The 18,830-nt window shown below is 64.6% G+C and carries 17 protein-coding genes, 1 tRNA gene and 2 pseudogenes; 12 read left to right on the top strand and 8 right to left on the bottom strand.

Translation table 11 applies throughout. The annotated features are described in order from the left end of the window. Positions 1–414 precede the first annotated feature (414 nt). The 4 genes from EOW65_RS16110 (at position 415) to EOW65_RS16095 (ending at position 5,395) form a co-directional block, all read left to right on the top strand. Positions 415–1,113, top strand: a complete 699-nt coding sequence (locus EOW65_RS16110) for a sugar transferase (protein ID WP_128151164.1) — start codon at positions 415–417, stop codon at positions 1,111–1,113. A gap of 193 nt (positions 1,114–1,306) precedes the next feature. Further along, a complete protein-coding gene (locus EOW65_RS16105) occupies positions 1,307–3,358 on the top strand; it encodes a YjbH domain-containing protein (protein ID WP_164880128.1) in 2,052 nt (683 codons plus the stop codon). Beyond that, positions 3,355–4,002, top strand: coding sequence for a YjbF family lipoprotein (locus EOW65_RS16100; RefSeq protein ID WP_128151160.1), 648 nt, complete (start codon positions 3,355–3,357; stop codon positions 4,000–4,002). The genes EOW65_RS16105 and EOW65_RS16100 overlap by 4 nt, the downstream gene beginning before the upstream one ends. Before the next feature lie 25 nt (positions 4,003–4,027). Continuing rightward, the gene (locus tag EOW65_RS16095; RefSeq protein WP_369407176.1) at positions 4,028–5,395 is read left to right on the top strand and encodes a polysaccharide biosynthesis/export family protein; all 1,368 of its coding nucleotides are present in this window, start codon (positions 4,028–4,030) and stop codon (positions 5,393–5,395) included. 69 nt (positions 5,396–5,464) lie between these two features. Here the strand turns inward: EOW65_RS16095 and EOW65_RS16090 are convergent, their stop codons facing one another. Continuing rightward, positions 5,465–5,695: a hypothetical protein gene (locus EOW65_RS16090; RefSeq protein WP_128151158.1), complete on the bottom strand. Its 231-nt coding sequence runs from the start codon at positions 5,693–5,695 to the stop codon at positions 5,465–5,467. Between the two features lie 517 nt (positions 5,696–6,212). Here EOW65_RS16090 and EOW65_RS16080 point away from each other — a divergent pair. Beyond that, entirely contained in the window at positions 6,213–7,385 is a 1,173-nt protein-coding gene (locus tag EOW65_RS16080) for an IS5 family transposase (RefSeq protein ID WP_128151156.1), read from the top strand. A gap of 125 nt (positions 7,386–7,510) precedes the next feature. On the opposite strand, the pseudogene EOW65_RS16075 reads toward EOW65_RS16080, so the two are convergent. Beyond that, positions 7,511–8,014 (bottom strand): annotated as a pseudogene (locus EOW65_RS16075) (integrase core domain-containing protein); the annotation flags it as partial. 577 nt (positions 8,015–8,591) lie between these two features. Next, the gene (locus tag EOW65_RS16070; protein WP_128151154.1) at positions 8,592–8,774 is read right to left on the bottom strand and encodes a ribbon-helix-helix protein, CopG family; all 183 of its coding nucleotides are present in this window, start codon (positions 8,772–8,774) and stop codon (positions 8,592–8,594) included. Positions 8,775–8,892: 118 nt separating this feature from the next. On the opposite strand from EOW65_RS16070, the gene EOW65_RS16065 reads away from it, so the two are divergent. The 5 genes and pseudogenes from EOW65_RS16065 to EOW65_RS20460 all read left to right on the top strand — a co-directional run. Next, the gene (locus EOW65_RS16065; RefSeq protein WP_128151152.1) at positions 8,893–9,432 is read left to right on the top strand and encodes a hypothetical protein; all 540 of its coding nucleotides are present in this window, start codon (positions 8,893–8,895) and stop codon (positions 9,430–9,432) included. A gap of 138 nt (positions 9,433–9,570) precedes the next feature. Further along, positions 9,571–10,509 carry a GIY-YIG nuclease family protein gene (locus tag EOW65_RS16060; RefSeq protein ID WP_240664740.1) on the top strand — a complete coding sequence of 313 codons (939 nt, stop codon included), beginning with the start codon at positions 9,571–9,573 and terminating at the stop codon, positions 10,507–10,509. Positions 10,510–10,587: 78 nt separating this feature from the next. Continuing rightward, the gene (locus EOW65_RS16055; RefSeq protein WP_164880127.1) at positions 10,588–12,747 is read left to right on the top strand and encodes an AAA family ATPase; all 2,160 of its coding nucleotides are present in this window, start codon (positions 10,588–10,590) and stop codon (positions 12,745–12,747) included. Positions 12,748–13,575: 828 nt separating this feature from the next. Continuing rightward, entirely contained in the window at positions 13,576–13,875 is a 300-nt protein-coding gene (locus EOW65_RS16050; RefSeq protein ID WP_128151148.1) for a plasmid mobilization protein, read from the top strand. Then, positions 13,875–14,174: pseudogene (locus EOW65_RS20460) on the top strand (hypothetical protein); the annotation flags it as partial. The gene EOW65_RS16050 and the pseudogene EOW65_RS20460, both read left to right, overlap by 1 nt. Before the next feature lie 18 nt (positions 14,175–14,192). On the opposite strand, the gene EOW65_RS16045 reads toward EOW65_RS20460, so the two are convergent. Beyond that, complete coding sequence (locus EOW65_RS16045; protein ID WP_128151146.1) at positions 14,193–14,495, bottom strand: hypothetical protein; 303 nt, start codon at positions 14,493–14,495, stop codon at positions 14,193–14,195. Between the two features lie 196 nt (positions 14,496–14,691). Between EOW65_RS16045 and EOW65_RS16040 the strand changes: the two genes are divergently transcribed. Both EOW65_RS16040 and EOW65_RS16035 read left to right on the top strand, forming a co-directional pair. Continuing rightward, positions 14,692–15,027 carry a hypothetical protein gene (locus EOW65_RS16040; protein ID WP_128151144.1) on the top strand — a complete coding sequence of 112 codons (336 nt, stop codon included), beginning with the start codon at positions 14,692–14,694 and terminating at the stop codon, positions 15,025–15,027. 279 nt (positions 15,028–15,306) lie between these two features. After that, positions 15,307–15,546: a hypothetical protein gene (locus EOW65_RS16035; RefSeq protein WP_128151142.1), complete on the top strand. Its 240-nt coding sequence runs from the start codon at positions 15,307–15,309 to the stop codon at positions 15,544–15,546. On the opposite strand, the gene EOW65_RS16030 is transcribed toward EOW65_RS16035, so the two are convergent. The 4 genes from EOW65_RS16030 to EOW65_RS16015 form a co-directional block, all read right to left on the bottom strand. Continuing rightward, positions 15,533–16,804, bottom strand: a complete 1,272-nt coding sequence (locus tag EOW65_RS16030; RefSeq protein ID WP_128151140.1) for a tyrosine-type recombinase/integrase — start codon at positions 16,802–16,804, stop codon at positions 15,533–15,535. The genes EOW65_RS16035 and EOW65_RS16030 overlap by 14 nt on opposite strands. A gap of 147 nt (positions 16,805–16,951) precedes the next feature. After that, a tRNA-Ser gene (locus EOW65_RS16025) sits at positions 16,952–17,041 on the bottom strand. Positions 17,042–17,190: 149 nt separating this feature from the next. Beyond that, positions 17,191–17,814, bottom strand: a complete 624-nt coding sequence (locus tag EOW65_RS16020) for an FMN-binding negative transcriptional regulator (RefSeq protein ID WP_128151138.1) — start codon at positions 17,812–17,814, stop codon at positions 17,191–17,193. Between the two features lie 60 nt (positions 17,815–17,874). Then, positions 17,875–18,783: a LysR family transcriptional regulator gene (locus EOW65_RS16015; RefSeq protein WP_240664738.1), complete on the bottom strand. Its 909-nt coding sequence runs from the start codon at positions 18,781–18,783 to the stop codon at positions 17,875–17,877. Between the last annotated feature and the right edge of the window lie 47 nt (positions 18,784–18,830).

Genomic DNA, 18,830 nt, shown 5'->3' with positions numbered 1-18,830 from the left:
GTAGCTGAACAGCGACCCGCTCGTCTCGTCCGATCCCCGCATCGCTTTCCCCCGCCAAACCGCCCGGAAAGTGAATCATGTTCCGATTTCGGCGTCCAGCGTGGGGTTTTTCAGCAGCGTGTTAATCCCCGCCGCAAGATAATGAACCGGCGCGGCAGGGGGCGTTAGCAATTGCACCTGCCTGTTTTTTGTGCGAACGGCAGCATTGTTATGATTGATCCAGTCGCACCCCGAGGCGTCGCCAAGATTCTAGTGTTACAAAGATTACACAAGGGATTTGTAACGTTTGCCAACTATCAGCCCGTGCCCGATCACAACAAGAGGTGATACACGTTGCTGTGGGGCTTCTACTGAAAGTAGAAGCAGCCCGTAATTTGGAATTTGCAAGCGATTTCCCACCAAGGAGATTTGGGCATGACCTTTCATGACACCCCCGCAACTGATGGCGTTTTTCCGGCTCCGCACCCGGAAGTCGACGGTAAGAGGCGCCGTCGGCAAGGGCTTTATGCCACCTCCGGCAAGCGAATCATCGATCTGTTGATCAGCATGTTGCTCCTGCCCATGCTTCTTCCGGCGATGCTGGCAATCTGGTTCGCGATCCGGCGCGACGGCAGCTCGGCGATTTTCACGCAGCCGCGCGTCGGGCGCGACGGCCGGATCTATGCCTGTTACAAGTTTCGCACCATGGTCCCGAATGCCGAGCAAGTGCTGGAGGAGATGTGCGCCCGCGACCCAAAGATCGCCGAGGAGTGGGGCACCTATCAGAAGCTCTCGAACGATCCGCGCATCACCTCGGTCGGTCGCATTCTGCGCAAGACCAGCCTTGACGAGCTGCCGCAGATCCTCAATGTGATCAAGGGGGACATGAGCCTCGTGGGCCCCCGCCCCTTCCTGCCCGCACAACGCGAGATCTACGATCGTGCCGGCGGCCGCGCCTATTACGCCCTGCGCCCGGGTGTGACCGGACTGTGGCAGGTGCTCAGCCGTCACGACACCACTTTCGCTTCTCGCGTGCGTTTCGACGAGGCATATGGCGCCAATCTCTCGATGCTTGCGGATTTGAGCCTGATCCTGCGCACCGCGAAAGTGGTCCTGCTGCGCACCGGAGTCTGAACGGATCATGACCTGCGGCGAGCCTTAAAATAGCATGCTCCGAACCTCGGAGCAGACTCGCAATCAGGCTCTACCCATGCTACCGGAACACAAGCCATGCCGTTGAAACTACTGTTCGGATTGCCTCCAGCGAATGCTTGATCTTGTCGAACCGCGTCTGCGGCCCATGCGTATACTGTGTTGTTCGGCAGCTATGGCGATTGCGCTCAGCGCGGGCGCACAGGCCGACGGGATTTCGAGTTACGGCACCCCGGGGCTGATCGACATGCCCAGCGCCACCACCCCCCGGGATGGCACGCTAACATGGACCACCTCTCACCTGTCGGATCACACGCGCAACACGCTTCATTTTCAGATCACGCCGCGGCTGTCTGGGGTGTTCCGCTACTCGATTCTAAATGGCTACTTTCCGCCCAACGGCGATCTGAAGGACCGCAGCTTCGACCTGCATTACCAATTCCGTGACGAGAGCACCTTTTTCCCTGCTCTTGCCATGGGTCTGCGCGATTTTGGCGGTACCGGCATTTTCGGGGCCGAGTATCTGGTGGCATCGAAGCACTTCTACGACAACCGCCTGACATTGACCGGCGGCATCGGCTGGGGTCGGCTCGGCTCTTATGGAAGTTTCTCCAACCCGCTCAGCGTATTCGGCGACCGCTTCGATCACCGTCCCGGCTTTACCGGCATCGAAGAGACCGGGCGCGTCTCGTTCAACCGCTTCTTCCGTGGCGACGCGGCCTTGTTCGGCGGCATCGAATACCAGGCCAGCCAGCGGCTGCGCCTTGCGGTGGAATACTCTTCCGATGCCTACACGGAAGAAGTGAAGCGCATGGGCTTCGAACATCGTACGCCGCTCAATTTCGGTCTCGATTACCGCACCACGAAGAACCTGACCTTCAACGCCTTCGTCATCGGCGGCGCGCAGGCCGGCTTCGGCTTCACCTATGTGATCGACCCGCGCGCGCCGCAATTCCCCGGCGGGATCGAACGCAACCCCCCTGCCCTGATGCCACCAGCCGACATCTCCGCGCTCGGCTGGAAAGCTGGCGACATCGACAGCAGCCGGCCCCGGCTGTCGAGGGCGCTGAAGGCACAGGGGCTCGAGCTCGAAAGCTATGCCGAAAGCGGTGCCACGGCACGCGTGGTGCTTGCCAACCCGACCTATCCCAACACCGCCGAAGCTCTTGGCCGCGCCGCGCGGGTGATGGCCAACACCCTGCCCGCCACGCTTTCCGCCTTCGAGATCACGCTTACGGTCCAGGGCATGCCGACCTCGCGCAGCACCTTCCGCCGTGCTGACCTGCATGCGCTCGAGACCGCCTGGGACGGCAGCTGGCAAAGCTTCGTGCGCGCCGACATCGCGGATGCGCCGACCCGGCTTGCCCCGGACGCCGGCATCTATCCCCGGCTCGACTGGGCGCTCACCCCCTATTACAGCACCGAACTCTTCGACCCGGACAATCCCCTGCGCATCGACGTCGGCGCGCAGGCCAGCCTGCAGTACACCCTGGCCCCGGGCCTGTCGCTGACGGCGATCATGCGCCAGAAAGCCTTCGGCACGCTCGACCAGTCGATCCGCCTGTCGGATTCGGTGCTGCCGCATGTCCGCTCGGATGCGGCGCTCTACGACAAGTTTTCCGGGCCGCGCGTCTCGATCCTCACCGCCGATTACCTGTTCCGGCCGGCCCCCGCGCTCTATGGCCGGCTTTCGGCCGGCTATTTCGAGGCGATGTTCGCAGGGGTTTCGGGCGAGCTGCTCTGGTATCCGCAAGGCAGCCGCCTCGCCCTCGGGGCCGAACTCAATTACCTCGGCCAGCGCGATCCCGAGAGCCGGCTCGACCTGACCGATTACCGCGTGGCAAGCGGTCACCTCTCGGCCTATTACGACTTCGGCCAGGGCTACCGCGGCGAAATCGACGCCGGGCGCTACCTCGCCAGGGATTGGGGCGCCACGATCTCGTTCGATCGCGAGTTCGACAACGGCTTCCGGGTCGGCGCCTTCTTCACCCTCACCGACGTGTCCTTCGACGACTTCGGCGAGGGGTCCTTCGACAAGGGCATCCGGCTGTCGATCCCGATTTCCTGGCTCTCAGGCGAACCGGGCCGCGGCGCGCTGTCGCAAACCGTCCGGCCAATCCAGCGCGACGGCGGCGCCCGCGTCGAGATCGCGAACCGGCTTTATGAGCAGGTGCGCGTCACGAACGAGAGCGAGATGCAAAACCAGTGGGGCAAGTTCTGGCGATGAGACCAATCTTCCTCGCCCTCGCCGCGGTGCTCCTAGCCGGATGCGCCTCGGATCCGCAGCTCGACGCGCGCTACCGGAACCTGCTGCCGCTCGGTCGATCGGCCGAACGCCTCCCCGTACCCGAGTTCCTTGCCGCCCGGCAGGCCCGCGCCCCGAGCCTCGCCGGCGCGGTCGAAAGCCGGCCCGAGACGATCGGCATCTTCCTGCGCCAGCGCCGCGCCAATGCCGCCGGCGTCAGCACCTGGATAGGCACCGACGGCGCGCAGCTGCTGCTGCAGGATGGCATCCTGGTCGGCACCCGCGGGTTCGGGGCCGATGTGATGGCCTCGGACGTGTCCGAGAGCGCAGCCCTGATCCACGGCCTCGGCAGCGGTACCACGACCCGGGTGATGACCCTGCTCGACGGTGACGATCACGCCGTCAGCCGGGCGCTGCGCTGCACCATCGCGCCCTACGGCACCGACACCGTGCCGCTGCGGGATCGCACAGTCACCACCCGCACCATGACCGAAACCTGCCGCAACGCCGACATCCAGTTCTCGAACTATTACTGGGTCGTTCCCGGCAGCGGCGAAATCCTGCAGTCCAGCCAGTGGGCTGGAGAGTTGACGCAAAAGATCTCCCTGCGCGTCTACGCGCGATGACAGCCCCGCCGACGGAGGATTGACCGTGAGAAGACTGACGATTGCCCTGCTTTCCAGCGTGGTGGCCCTGCCGCTTGCCGCCTGTGGCGTGGTCTATCACACCACGTCGGTCTCGCAGGGGATCAGCTCGGAAGGCAAGGTGCGGGTGCTGCCGCTCACTGCGGAATCGGTTCTGGTGGCGAACCGCGCCCCCTATCAGCCGCGCCAGCTGCCGGCCTATTTCAACCAGAGCGCCGGGATGTCGGGCACGATGTCGGGGCCGGTCACGGCCCCGACCGGCGCCTTCGAACAGATCGCGCGCACCGATCAGGTCGACACCCGGCTGCCGCCGCCCCTGCCGCCCTCGAGCTACAAGATCGGCGTCGGCGACGTCGTGCTTCTTGCGACGCCGAAAAGCGGTTCGACGGTCGAACAGCTCACCGGCATTCTCGCCGCGCAGAGTTCCCGCCAAGGTTACACCGTGCAGGACGACGGCTCGATCTCGATCCCGAATGTCGGGCGCGTCATGATTGCCGGCCAGACCGTCGACGATGCCGAGGCGACGCTATTCCAGAAGTTCCTCGACAAGCAGATCGACCCCACCTTCTCGCTTGAGATCGCCGAGTTCCACTCGAAGAGGGTCGCAGTGGGCGGCGATGTCGCCGCCCCCACCGTGGTGCCGATCACGCTCACCCCGCTCACTCTCGACGAGGCGCTGGCCGCCGCCGGCGGGGCGCGCACGGCGGACACCAACACCGCCGTGGTGCGGCTCTATCGCGCCGGCAAGCTCTATCAGATCCCGCTGAAATCGCTCTACGACGGCAATGCCCGGATCCAGCTTGCCCCTGACGACAGCATCTTCGTCGACAGCGCCTATCAGCTCGACAAGGCCGCGTCCTATTTCGAGGAACAGATCAAGCTTGCCAACTTCAAGCAGGTCGAGCGCACGAGCCGGCTGCAGGCGCTCGAGACCGAGGTCACCCTGCGCCGCGCCGAGCTCGACGAGAAGCGACAGACCTTCAACACCCGCCTGCAGCTCGAGTCCGAGGCGCGCGACTACGCCTATCTGACGGGCGAAGTGGCCAAGCAGTCGCGCTTCCCGCTGCCCTATGACCGCAAGGCATCCCTTGCCGATGCGATCTACGGCTCGGGCGGTGGCCTCGTGACCGCAAAATCGGACCCCAAGCACATCTACGTGCTGCGCGGCTCTGCCGAACCGATGGAATACGACTCCATCACCGCCTGGCACATCGACGCGCGCAATGCCGCCTCGCTGCTTCTGGCCACCCGCTTCGAGTTGCACGCGAATGACGTCATCTTCGTGGCGACCCAGCCGGTGGCGCATTGGGGCAATGTGGTCAACGCGATCACCCCCTCGCTCATCGTGTCGAGCGCAAACGCAGCCGCGAACTGATCCGCACCATGCAACGGAAAACGGCGCCCGAAGGGGCGCCGTTTTCATTCCGTTTGCGGCGCTTTCGCCTCAGTTCGTGGTCGAGGGCGTCGACGTGGTCGAGTTCGTCCCGCCATTGCCGGCGATGATCAGGATGCCCAGAATGCCCAGGGCCGGGGTCAGATCTTTCAGGTTCTGCTCCATGTCATCGGACAGAGGCCCGCCCGGCAGCACGGTATTCGGCGCGGGATCGGCGCTCACGAACGCAGGCGCCACGGCAAGGATCAGGCTCAGGGTCGTCGCAGTCAAAATCCGGGTCATTGCGGCCCCTCTCAATGAATTGCACTTACATCTATAGTGTGTAGCAAATATTGAAGACATGTCTACGAAAAGAACGCAAAAGCGCCCGCCCCAAGCTCAAGTTTTCCTGCTGCTTTGGCTGTGATGGTGTGACCGCCCCCCGGCGGCATCGATGTGCCAAGGTGGATCTGCGACGATCCACAGAGGAGGACGGTCATGTCGGAGATTACTACGGCCGGGCTCGATCTGGCGAAGAATGTGCTCCAGGCACATGGGGCTGATGCCTTTGGACGAGTTGTGCTTCGGCAGAAGCTTCGGCGCGACTAGGTGCTCGACTATTTCGGCCGGTTGCCACCTTGCGTCGTAGCGATGGAAACGTGCAGCGATGAGTGCCCCTAGTTTCCTAGACGCCCGCGGCGTTGATGATTGATCCGCACCCCAGATCTCTACCGCCCTTAGCAGGGTGCTGAAAAACTCCGGCCTCGACGCGCTTCGTGGAACATGATTCATCGCGACCACGGCATGGACGGAGGTGGCGATGCGTGGATCAGACCAGGTTACGGGATCGCTGTTCAGCTACGTCGATCTCGAGGAGCGCATCCCTGCGCGCCACCCGCTGCGCAAGATCAGGTCCGTGGTCAACGATGCGCTGCGCTCGTTGGATGCTGAGTTCGACCGGCTCTATGCCGGCGAGGGCCGTCCCTCCATCGCGCCGGAGCGGCTGATCCGGGCGAGCCTCTTGCAGATCCTTTGCTCAATCCGGTCCGAGCGACAGCTGATAGAACAGATGGATTACAACCTGCTGTTCCGTTGGTTCGTGGGCCTAGGTATCGACGATACCGTCTGGGTCCCTACGTTGTTCACGAAGAACCGCGACCGGCTGCTGACGACGGACATGTCGCGCAAGATCATGGCTGCTATCCTGGCACATCGCGAGGTGGCGCCGCTGCTGTCCGACGATCACTTCTCGGTCGACGGCACACTGGCGAAAGTGTGGGCCTCAATGAAGAGCTTCCAGCCGAAGGTCAACGAGGCACCCAACAGGGGCGACGATCCGGGGGATCCGCCAGATGACCGTGTATCGCCAACATCCTCCCCTGACCAATCCACCGCCGAGCCCGAACCGATGACCCGTCCAAGACACCGCAGCCGCAACGCCGAAGTCGATTTCCGGGGTGCAAGGCGCTCCAACACGACCCATGCGTCGATGACCGATCCCGAGGTCCGGCTGTTCAAGAAGTCGCCCGGCGCAGGCGCGGTGCTATGTTTCATGGGGCATAGCCTGATGGAGAACCGCTCCGGCCTGATCGTGCAGGCGGAACTGACGCAAGCGAATGGTCACGCCGAACGCCGTGCCGCCATCGACATGCTCCACCGCCACGCGCCCGGTTCAACTCGACGTCTGACCCTGGCTGCGGATCGGGGTTATGACAGCGCCGACTTCGTTGCCGAGTTGCGCCAGATGGTGGTGACGCCACATGTCGCACAGAAGTCTCGGCACTCCGCAATCGACGGCAGAACCACCCGGCACCCCGGCTATGCCAAATCCCAGCGGCGCCAGAAGAAGATCGAGGCCCCCTTCGGCTGGGTCAAGACCGTCGGAGGGATGGCCCAAACCATGTATCGCGGTATCGATCGGGTGCGCGCCCGCTTCACGCTGACAATGGCGGCCTGCAATCTGGCAAGGCTCCCGAAACTGCTTGCGGCCTGACGAGGGAAGCCGCCGCTAGGGCTGATCGCCCATGATCGAGCACCACCCAGTATCAGCGTAGAGAGAAGCCGTTCCTCACAGCGGACTTTTTCAGCACCCTGTTAGGCAGAGTTTCCCGGCTTTGCTCAGGGTGACGGGCTGGTGACGCCCCCCGTTTTCGTCAGCGTGATCGGGGCCTTGTTCCCGATCGCGCCGTGTGGTCGTTCCTCATTGTAGTATCTACGCCAAGCCTCCAACTTTTCGGCCGCATCCACAAGTGTGAGGAACCAATGCTGGTTCAAGCACTCGGTCCGGAACCGGCCGTTGAACACTTCGATGAATGCATTGTCGGTTGGCTTGCCGGGGCGCGAGAAGTCGAGGGGCAGGCCACGCTGATAGGCCCAGAGATCCATGTCGCGAGACACGAACTCGGTGCCCTGATCGACTCGGATAATCTTCGGATAGCCTGTCTGTCGGCACACCCGGTCCAGCGTTGCGACCACGTCCTCGCCGCGGTAGCTGAACCGAACATCGAGCACTGGCACGTAGCGTGAGAAGGTGTCAATGACTGTCAGAACCCTCAGCTTCTTGCCGGTCGCAAGCTGATCGTGAACAAAGTCCATTGCCCAGACGTCGTTCGGGCCGCCCGCCTCGGCCGCAATAAGTGAGGGAGGTGCTCATGCTCCTGCCCTCCCTGCTAGTTCCGAAATCCGGCTTGCCTAGCGGCACACCGCACGGTAGGTTCAGCTACGGAGTGATTTTCCATTTGGTCGTCGGAGCGAGGTGCAGCCCTCTGGCGACTTTTTGTTTTGGGATCCTTTCATCCAGAAAAACGCTTTGGAAAAGCGTTCACCGCATCCTGATTTTCTTTAATGAAATCAATTGGCGTTTTTTTCGGGTTCACCACTCCAAGCCATCGGATTTAGAAAGCTTTTTACTCCCTCGAGGTCCCCCAGGGATGCGGTTCCGGTGATGCCGTAGTCAGGACTGATGCCGACGCGGCCGAGCACGCCAATGAGATGGGCACATCGGAAGTGCATTGAACCAGCATCATGTTGGCGGCCATCGCGCCGACCACGGACCGAAGCATGCCCCCGGGATGATCTCACAAGAAGAGGGCCGAACAGAACGGCCGCCGAAATTAAGAGGCAAACCGCAGCCCACGCGGCCGGCGGCGCATGCGCAAAACCGCTTGCCGGAGGCGGCCCCGTTACCGAAGTCCCGAGCCTAATTGTCTTCGGCCCCGGTCAGCTCCAGCCACTGCAGCAGTGCCCTGCGGATCATTTCCGGCCGTGTCGGCAGGTCAGGCTCGATCCGTCGCCGCTCGTCAATCGCATCTATGAGTTCGCGGGGCAATCGCAAGTTCACTGCCTCAGAATCGACGCTAGGACGTCCTCGCTTCTTTTCCATCGCCAGTATTTTCCATCTTGATTTTTCGGTTTTTTAGAACCATATAATTCAGGCGAGGGCAAGGGCTCCTACCCCCTTCCCCACGCCCTGACCCTGAATGATCACTCGGAGATCACCCATGGCTACATTTTTGGCTAACACGCCTTCGCCTGCGACGGAAGCGTGCGACCGTTTCTCGCACAGCCTCATCTCTCTCGCGTTCACGCAGCTGAACGCGGCCGTGGCATTGTACATCGAGTGCGAGCGCGACCTCGAGCATGCGGATTGCTTCGACCCGGCATTCCTGTCCTGGAGCGCGGACGCGGAGGAGGCCCGGGCTCGGGTGCTGGGCCTCGCCGCGACGATCACGGCGCAGCCGATGATGCGCGCGTCAGACAAGCCGCTCAAGCGCAGCGCCATGCTGACGCGCCTGCTGATCGAGAGCGACAGCGCCGCGACGTTCACCTCCCTGCTCCGCCTTCCCGGCAGCCATGCGGAGCTGTTCGCCTGCTGCGACGCCGGCGCGGTCGGAGCACGGGTGCGGCAGATGCTGGAGACCCATCAAGTGCAGCTCGAGGCCCTGGCCGACCTCGACGAGTTCGACGATGTCGGGACGCATTGGCCTGATGCCCCCGCTGCCGAAATGCCGGAACCGCTGACCGTCGCCTGCGCGCTCTGATCCAGTCACCCTGACGCATCCAGGCCCTGCCCGCGCTTTCCGCGCCGGGCTCGGCCCGCTTGCCCAATCCCTGTCCGCGTCCCGCCCCAGCACCTGCCATGGCTGCGGCCGGATGCGGCTTGCCCGGAGGTATCCGCCATGAACACTCATCCGCACGTCTCCCCCGACACCCCTCACGACCGCCCGGTTCCGATCGGCATGCCGATCCACGAGCACTGGCACGCCACGGCCGCGGCGAAGGGCTTCGAGATCACCTGCCGCGTCGACGACCGCTATCACCTGATGCTGCGCTGCGAGGCCTGCGGGCAGGAGCATCGCAGCAAGCTCCATGTCCTGATGACGAGCCAGCCACTCTGCCCGCATTGCATGGACGCGCGCTGGCGGGCGGACGCGGAAGCGGCAGGCCTCGTCTGGCTCGGGCGTGACCCGGAGGATCGCCATTACGGCTTTTACCAGGCGCCCTGCGGGCACAGGCTCCGGCGTCAGTTCGAACTGGTCAAGCGGATCGCAGCGGGGGAGTGCGCGCATCGCTGCGAACGATGCCAGAACGAGAAGGAAGAGGCCGAGGCGAAGGCACGGGGCTGGTCCCTGATCGGCCCCGCCCCGACGAAGGGGCCGGGCCACCGGCGCTATCGCCACAGCTGCGGCCACGAGCAGGAGATCGCACGCGCCAACATGCAGTCCGGGCGCTTCAACTGCGCCAGCTGCGGCGAAGGCTGGTCCACGGCGCCGAGCTTCATCTACTGCATGCGCTTCGCGCTTCCGGGACTGGCACCGCTCGTCAAGCTCGGGTTTTCCCGGAACCCGGACAGCCGACTGCACTGGCAGCTGAAGCGAAGCCCGGATCTTTCCGGACACATCCTCCGCAGCGTCCCGATCCGCAACGGCCACACCGCACAATCCCTGGAGAAGAAGATGCATGCCGCGCTCAGGCGCGACCATCGGGACAGCGTCATCCCGTCAGAGCGGTACCGTCCCTGGCTGCGCGTGAAGTCGGAGATCTACGCGGCAGGGCTGCAGCCCGTGATCCTGAAGCTGCTGGACGACCTCGACACCGGCCTTCGCGCCACCGACTGATCCCGCCCCTGCTCCCCCCCTTTTTCCGGAATGAACCGGCGTCAGCCGGTTCCCTTTCCATGCCATGGAGGCAACGACATGCCTAAGATCTCCAACACACATCCCCTTTGGGCGCCCTATGCGCGCAGCCTTCTGCGCCGCCTGCGCCAGGCCGAAGCCGAGAGCAGCTTCGATCCCGATATCGACGCGGAGGGCGAACGGATCAGACCGGTATTCGGCGGCAAGACACCTTCCGCCGCCGGCCTGCTGGGCGAGCTCGAGCACAGCCAGCACCAGGACTCGCGCGACATTGAAGACATGCGGGCCGCCGGTATCGATGGCTATGCCATGGATGATCGCGGCTCGGATCGGCCAAAGGTTGTCATTGCTCCGGACAAAATCCTCATGACGTTGCGTCTGGCGGCGACTTTCGGCAGCCGGGAGCGGTTCGGATCCGCGCTCGATCAACGCGCCTGCACTGTCATCACAGGGTTCGAGCCCATCCAGCTCTCTGGCGCAGCCACCGCGATCGGCCGTCTTTTCCTGCCGGACGGCTGGACATCGCAAACGCGCCCCCCGCGCCACAGGGACTCCGCTGTGCTCCAGCTGCTGCGCCCGACGGAGACCGGCAGCAACAAGATCACCGAGCACGCGATCGCGAAGATCGAACACGAGATCCTCGCAGCTTTGGCGCGGCCGTATCCGCTGATGATCCTGCTTCCTGATACGGCATCGCTTCCGGCCAATCTCCGGCGCGTACTGCCGCCTGCCCTGCAGTTGCCCCCCATTGACCGGGAGATCATGCTCCGGCTGCTCGGGCAAACGCATTCCGCCACCGGTAAGGTTGATCGCACGCTGATCACTCCGCTTTTGCCGGAGAACGACGCCCTCGCGACCATGGATATGCCGAGCCTGATGTCCGCCTTGCGCGAGCCGAACGCGCCGGCTGCGGCCCGCAAGCTGGCGGCGCTTCTGGCGCCGATGGCCAATGCATCTTCCGACATGACGCTCGCCGAGATCGGCGGGGACAGCCCGGCGCACCGGGCCGCGGCCGATCTCGTGGCCGACCTGACCGCATGGCGGCAGGGCACCGCCCACTGGAGCGAGCTGTCGCACGCGCTCCTGCTCTCGGGCGAGCCCGGGACCGGCAAGAGCGTGCTGGCCCGGGCCATCGCGACGAGTGCCGGCGTGCCCATCGTCGAGGCGTCCTTCGGCATCTGGCAATCGCATGGCCATCTCGGCGACATGCTGCGCGAGATGCGCCGCAGCTTTGCCGAGGCCATCCAGCGGCGTCCCTGCGTGCTCTTCATCGACGAGATCGATGCGGTCGGATCGCGCGACAGCGCGGACCGGCACGCGACCACGTACAGAGCCCAGGTCATCAATCAGTTCCTTGCCGAGATCGATCAGCTCAATCGCGCCGAGGGCGTGCTCCTGGTGGGCGCCACCAACCATCCCGAGGCATTGGACCCCGCAATCCTGCGCCCCGGCCGCTTCGATCTGCACGGCGTGCTCGGCCGGCCGTCCCTGCAGCAGATCCGGCACATGCTGCGGCGTGCGCTCCCGGAGGCCGGCGAGGCCGATCTGCAGGCCCTGGCCCGAGAGGTCGCGGGCGAGACGCCGGCCGCGATCGACGCCCGGCTCCGCGCCGCCCGGTCGGCGGCACGGCGCGCGGCACGGTGCTGTGATGCCGCCTGGATCCGGGCCAGCCTTCCCGCCCGGGATCCGCAGACGCAGGCGCGCGACCGCCGCATCGCGCTCCACGAATGCGGCCACGCGATCGCCGCCACACGTCTGGGCGCCGCTCCCGTTCACCGCATCCAGCTGTCGGCCAATGGCGGCGCGACCAGCCGGCCCCACCTGATCCGGGAAGGCACCGTCGCCGAATTCGAGGCCGAGCTGACGATCCTGCTGTCGGGCCGCGCCGCCGAACGGCTCGTCCTCGGGTCCATCAGTGCAGGCGCGGGCGGCGGAGAGGGCAGCGACCTCCATCTCGCCACCCGGCTGCAGCTGCGGATCGACCGCGAGGCGGGCCTGGGCGTGAATGGCGGCGCATGGCTCGGCCCCGCGGACATGCGGCGACTGTCGCCGGAAGAGCGCAACCGCGTGCGGGTCAGGCTCGACGTCTTCGAGCGGCGCGCCCGTCAGCTTCTCGAGCTGCAGCGGGACCGCCTGGAGAAGATGGCGGATCATCTTCTGCACCACCGCGAACTGAATGAAGAGGAGCTGAAGCCCTGGCTCGCCGACCTTGGCCCCTGATCGCGCGGCCCGCCCCCTGCCGCCAATCCGGCGTGTCAGGGCCCGGGGGTGCCATAAAGGAATTCGCAAAAATGGTTGGCGCGGATGCTGCCCCCCCCTTCGACCTGAGCTTTCCGTTTTGCGGGTCGCGAGGCGCGCCAGATCCCGCGCACATCCTTTCCCTTTTCCGCAAGTGACCTGCCCGTGACGCGCCGGGGGTTTCCCGACAGACGCAGATCGCCAGCGCGCAAGAATGCATCTGGAAAAGGCAGAGCGCCGTGCCACCCGGCTTCTTCAGCCCCATACGCCCGCATCACAAAGCCCGCAGATGCGACGGGTGAGCACGCGTGAGATGAAAGGTACAGAGCTGGAAGGCTGACCTGCACCGGCCCTCAATCGCACCACACCCAGAGGCGCCTCCATTGATCTCGGACAGACCGAACCAGCCCGTGGAAAATCCGGATTTTCCGCGGGCTGCGGTCTGTTCCGGACGTTGCTGCGCGCACCGTATCTCTCCCAGCCGTCGCTCCGGGACCACCCAAAGTTTTTCCTGGAGAGAGCCTTCCGGAAACCGGGCGAGGTTATCCACATGTTTGGGGTTTCGCCTGACAATATCAGCCTTATCAGTCAGTTACCCAGCATTATTCTGAGAGCATGACCCGCCTCCCCGACACGGTACATCTCTTCATGCTCCTTGCGACACGCACAACTCGAAATCAGCGCCGACCACGAAACGGGCCCTCCCCCTTTAGGTTCTAACGCGCGCGTCGCCCCGGACGCTCGATAAAAAACGCTCCACGCCCTCCCGGCCCGAACGCAGATGTTCTGCGAAAGGAGAAGATCATCCAAATGACCGCCAAGAGTAATTCCGATGCCCACCAGCGCCGCACGATCATTGCAAAGGTTCGACTGAGCGCGGCCGAAGCCCGTGAGATCGATCAGCGAGCCCAAGCGACAGGGAGCGGAAAGCGGGCAGATTATCTGCGCAGCTCCGCTCTTCAGGGCGGTGGCCATGACGCACTCGCCGGAATGATCGGCCAAGTGGGGCTGAGCCTCAATCAACTGGAGCACGCGCCCGCGCGGAGCATCGGGCGCATCTCCCGGCAGCTCGACGAGATCATCGCCCTGTTGCGCGGAAAGAGCATGTGATGCGCGCCCATACAGTCGTACACACTGACTCGAAGTTCATCGAAAATTATGACCTGCGCGATGGCGCGGAGTTGATCGGCGGCACGGTTCCCGGCCTTGGCCGCCATGATCTGCGCAACCGGTTCGATCGGCTCTCGAATGGCACCGGGTTCTTGCACATCACATTGTCCTTGCCCGAAGGCATCAAGGCAAGCCGCGCGCAATGGCTGATGGTTGCGGCATTCCAGCTGCAGCTGATGGGGATCGATCCGACCAGGACGGGGTGGATCGCGGTGCGTCACACCGACAGCCGCTGCGATCACATCCACATCGCCCTGTCACGTCGAGCGTTCAGCGGAGTGATCGTCTCTCCACGCCTGTCTGCCCTGCAAACCGAGCGCAATCACGTCAGGATGGCCACTCGTCTCGGTCTGGATCGGCCGGTCTATTTTGATCCCGCAGTTCCCACCCTCACACCGCCGGTTCCGGCACGGCGACTGCGCGATCCACGCGCGGCGAAACTGGCCACCGATCTGGAGCAGGCCATTCGCCGGCATTGGCCATGCAACCTCGATGAACTCGATGCCTGCCTCGCGCATTGTGAGCCTCCGGTTCTGCGCCACGTCAGTCAGAACCGCCATGGCCGCGCATCATGGAGCTTTGAGCAGGGCGGTTTCACCTGGCGTGGCGGGGCGCTCGGCCCCGCGTTCGAGCCGCGCCACATCAGGGCCCGGCTCACGCTTTGCAAGGCCCTGGATCGCACGCGCCTCGCTCTGGACCTCGAACAGCTCTTGTCTGCCGTCGCTCCGTATTCTGCAAAACTCAAGGGACTTTCTGATGCACATCACCACCGAAACGCTGATCTTGCCCAAAGAAGCCGAGATCCTGCTGTCAGCGCTGCAACTGATGGATGGGAAAGTGGACCGGCTCCTGCCGCTCCTCGCTCTCCTGCAGGCCGAAACCGGGGAGCGGTCGGAACTGGGCGAGGCGCTCCTCAATGCGTTGCATCTGATCCAGAGGGAGCTCAACGCATTCCAGATCCTGCGTCAGGATCTGGAGAAGCGCATGGCTTCCCTGACCGGAGCGCTGACCGCGCTCGAGGCCGAACACCGCAAGACCGCGGAGATGATCGGCGAGATGCACGGCCTTCTGATGGCACCGGCAGAAGACTGAGCTGGGGCCATTGGCTCGGGCACCTGCTGCGACACCTGAGGCGCGACTTCAGCGGCTGGCACTGGCACCGCGTTTCCGGGCAGAGGATCCGGGTATGCTTTGGAGACCGAAGTGAAGTGCTCTGCGTGCCGGGTGAGATCACGCAGAACATTCCGGGAAACGACGCGCAAGCATTCCGGGAATCGGTTTCGCCGGGGGCTCTCGAGCACACCCCCTTCCCGGAAACACCCTCGCCGGGCCCGTGAACGCCCCCGAACCAGAGCTTTCCCGCCTCGAGAGATGAGCATTGATCCGCGCATAAACCGGCCCTCGGCCTGCAGCTGCGAGAGCGATCTCGCCCGGCTTCAGGCGGCACTGCAGGTCGTGGCCCGTCTGTTGCTCGATGATCTGGCCTATGTACCGCTTTTCGAAAGGCTGGAGGAAGACATCCGTCAGGAGGAGGAGCGCCAGTCCAACGGGCCGCAAGCCCGGGCTCGCGCGTTGCTCGCCCGAACCGAGGTGGATCTCAAAACGAGATAGGCGCGAGACGGTTGGCCACATCGGCCATGGAGCCGCCCTGACCATAGCGCACCCGACCAAGCGCATGCCCCATGAGATCGCGCCGGATACGCTCGTCAATGTGCGCCGCGAGCATGCGATCCTCGAATGCGTGCCGCAACCCGTACATCGTATGACCGTCCGTCTCTTTCAGGTCATTGTTGCGCAGGAACTTGTTGACCGTTGCGCTCAGCGTCGCGGAATTCGTTCGATACCGATCAAACCCTCCCGGGAAAGCCCTGAGGGCCTCAAGAGACACCCCGAGAAGCGGGATCCTGCGCTCGGCATTCGCGCTCTTGAGCTGTCGGTTCTCCCCTTCGATCGTGATATAGGGTGTCGTTGCATGAAGGTGGATCGTCTGCGCACTCAAGGCTGCCAGCTCACTCGGCCTCGCGCCCGTATTGATCATCACCAGGAAGATCGCCCGTGCTTGATCATTGAGCCCGTCGAGCGCGCCCGGTGCCAGAAGGTGATCGCGGATCCACGCGGATGAAAACGGCAGGCGGGGGCGCGCCTTGCCTTCCTTGAGCGACAGGTCGCTGAGCGGCAAGACCAGCCCGAGACGCTTCATCTTGTTGACCGTCTTCAGGACATCGCCCAGATGGATGAGATCCTTGTTCGCGGAATTGGCGCTGAGCCCTTCGTCGTCGATCCGGTCGAGCCACCAGGCGCGAAAAGCCAGCATGTCATCACCCGAAATCGCCGGGATGGGCTTGTCTCCGATGAGCGTGATGAGGTTCCGCACAGCCTTGATCCGCGGGTTGCGCCAGCGACGAAGTTGATCCGGGGACTTGTCGGTGACCCGGTCGCGGGTAAAGCCCCAGTAGAGGTCAAGCGCGCGTGACACGGTGATCTCCGGCGCCGACACTGCCCCGAGGATCGCGGCGGCCTCCTGGCGGTTCGGGACCTGCCCATGGGCAGGGATGGCCTCGATCCGCTCGAGAAGCTCCTCGCGCGGCAGACGCGTCACATCCTTGAGCGGCAGCCATGAGAACCCGCGTTTGGCGGCCAGATCCTGCGCGGCCTGAAATCGCCTCTCTGCATCCTCCGATGCCCCGGCCAGGCGTGCCTCCCAAGCCTCGATCTGCGCCCGCCAGATCGCGGGGGCCTTGGCCTCGGCCTCGGCTCTCGAATCCGTGTGAAGGCTCAGCCAGATCTCCCTGCGCGGCTCAACTTCGCCGTAGCGGACCGGCACACGCTTGCGCAAATTCCACGTCGCCCCGCGCAACATGACTGCCATGTGCTACCCCTGCCGAAAACCTCGTGTCAGAGCAAAATGTGGGGCAAGTTGTGTAGCAAAACAAGGCGCCAAGCACGTGCGATCAAGGCCGCACAAATCTAACGCACTGTATTCGCATGAGAAATAGTTGCGCCCTACAGCGGGCGATGGCGGAGACGAAGGGATTCGAACCCTCGAGACCCTTCCGGGCCTGCACCCTTAGCAGGGGTGTGCCTTCGACCACTCGGCCACGTCTCCGCCGACCCGTTTAGCGGCACACCGCACCGTCGGCAAGTCGAAATCGTGCACCGCCGGCGTGTCGCGTCGCCGCGCGAGGCAACCGCACCCGGCCGACCGGGTCAGCGGCAAGGCAACGGTCCGAAACCGCCACCGCCAGATCCGGGCGGTCACTCGCTGCGGGGCAGGCGGGCCTCCATGTCGGCGGCCATCGCGGCGTGGCCGGTGCGACGCAGGCCCTCGATGGTGCCGCGGTAATCGCGCGCCTCGCGGTTCTGGCTCAGCTTCGCCTCGGTTCGCGTCACCGCGATGCGGAAGGCAACGATTCCGGCCAGCATCTGCGCCATGTACTCGGCCGGCGCATCGGCCATCCGCCAGGCGTCCTTGCCGTTCACGCGCCGCTCGTGGCTGCGCGTCAGCAGCCCGACGGCCGCGCGCCTGGCCTGCTCGTCGTGCTGGAAGGTGATCGTGCCATGGACATGGACCACCTCATAATTCCAGGTCGGCACATGCCGGTGATGCTCGGGCTTCGAGGGGTAGAAGCCGGGCGAGACATAGGCATCCTCGCCGCGAAAGATCGCCAGAACCTCGCCCCCCTCCGGGATCAGCCGGTGCATCGGGTTCGCCGCCGCGACATGGCCGATGAGCGCCCCGTCAGGCGCCCTCAACACGGGGATGTGGTTCGCGATCAGCCCGTCCTCCGTCTGCGCCACGATGCAGGCAAGCGGCGCGGCCTCGATCAGCGCAGCGATGCGATCTGCATCAAGTTCCTGAAACTGCGGGGGAACATACATCGGAGCCTCCGTCTGGCCGGAGCCGCAGCATAGGACAGTCTTGCGGACCTGTCGCCCCCTTCAGGGCTCTTCCAGCGCGCGGCGCTGCGCGGTGATCGCCGAGGCGATCGCATCGGCCACCGCCCGCACCCGGCGCGAGGCGGCGAGATCGGCGTGAATCGCCAGCAGCACCGGCCGCGCCATCCGCCCGCCCTGCGGCAGGGTCTCGGCAAGCAGCCTCAGCCCGGCACGGCGGGCCAGGAAATGCGGCAGCACGCCAACCCCCAGCCCCGCCGCCACCGCCGTCACCTGCGCCTCGAGCGTGTTGACGGCGAAGCGGCCGCCCTCCCCCGCCCCGAAGGCGCGCGACCAGGCGAGCGGCGTGCCGAGGCTGGCAAGATCGGGCCAGCTCACCTGCCGCGCGGGCCGCGCCCCGTCCGCCGGGCCGTAAAGCCCGAAGCCCATCACCGCGAGCCGCCGCACCGTCAGATTGCCGCTTTCCGGCTCGACCATGCGCAAGGCAAGGTCGGCGTCGTGGCGGTGCAGGTTCACCGTCATCGGCGAAAAGCTGATCTCGACATCAAGCCCCGGATTCGCGGCCAGAAGCGGGGCGAGCGCCGGCACCACGAAGGGCGAGATCAGGCTCTCGATGCTGGCCAGCCGCACGAGGCCGCGGATCTCGACCTGCGCCTCGGCCTCGCGCCGCATCTGCTGGGCGGCAAGTTCCATCGCCTCGGCCCGCGGCAGCAGCGCCGCGCCCTGATCGGTCAGGTCATAGCCCTGCTGATGGCGCAGGAACAGCGGCAGGCCCATGCCCTGCTCGACCCGCTCGATCCGGCGCGAGATCGTCGCCACCCCAATGCCAAGTTGCCGCGCCGCCCCCGACAGCGTTCCGTCCCGCGCCAGCGCCAGAAAAATGCGGATGTCGTCCCAGTTCAGCCGATCCATGGTCTTTCCGTTTTCGGAAAACAGGTGAAAGAAGCTTGCCATATTCAGCACACGAACGGAATGGCAGACAGGGGCATTCCCACCTGATG

This window comes from Paenirhodobacter ferrireducens, from assembly GCF_004022265.1.
GTDB classification, from domain to species: Bacteria; Pseudomonadota; Alphaproteobacteria; order Rhodobacterales; family Rhodobacteraceae; genus Rhodobacter; species Rhodobacter ferrireducens.
This window is presented reverse-complemented; position numbering and strand designations above follow the sequence as displayed.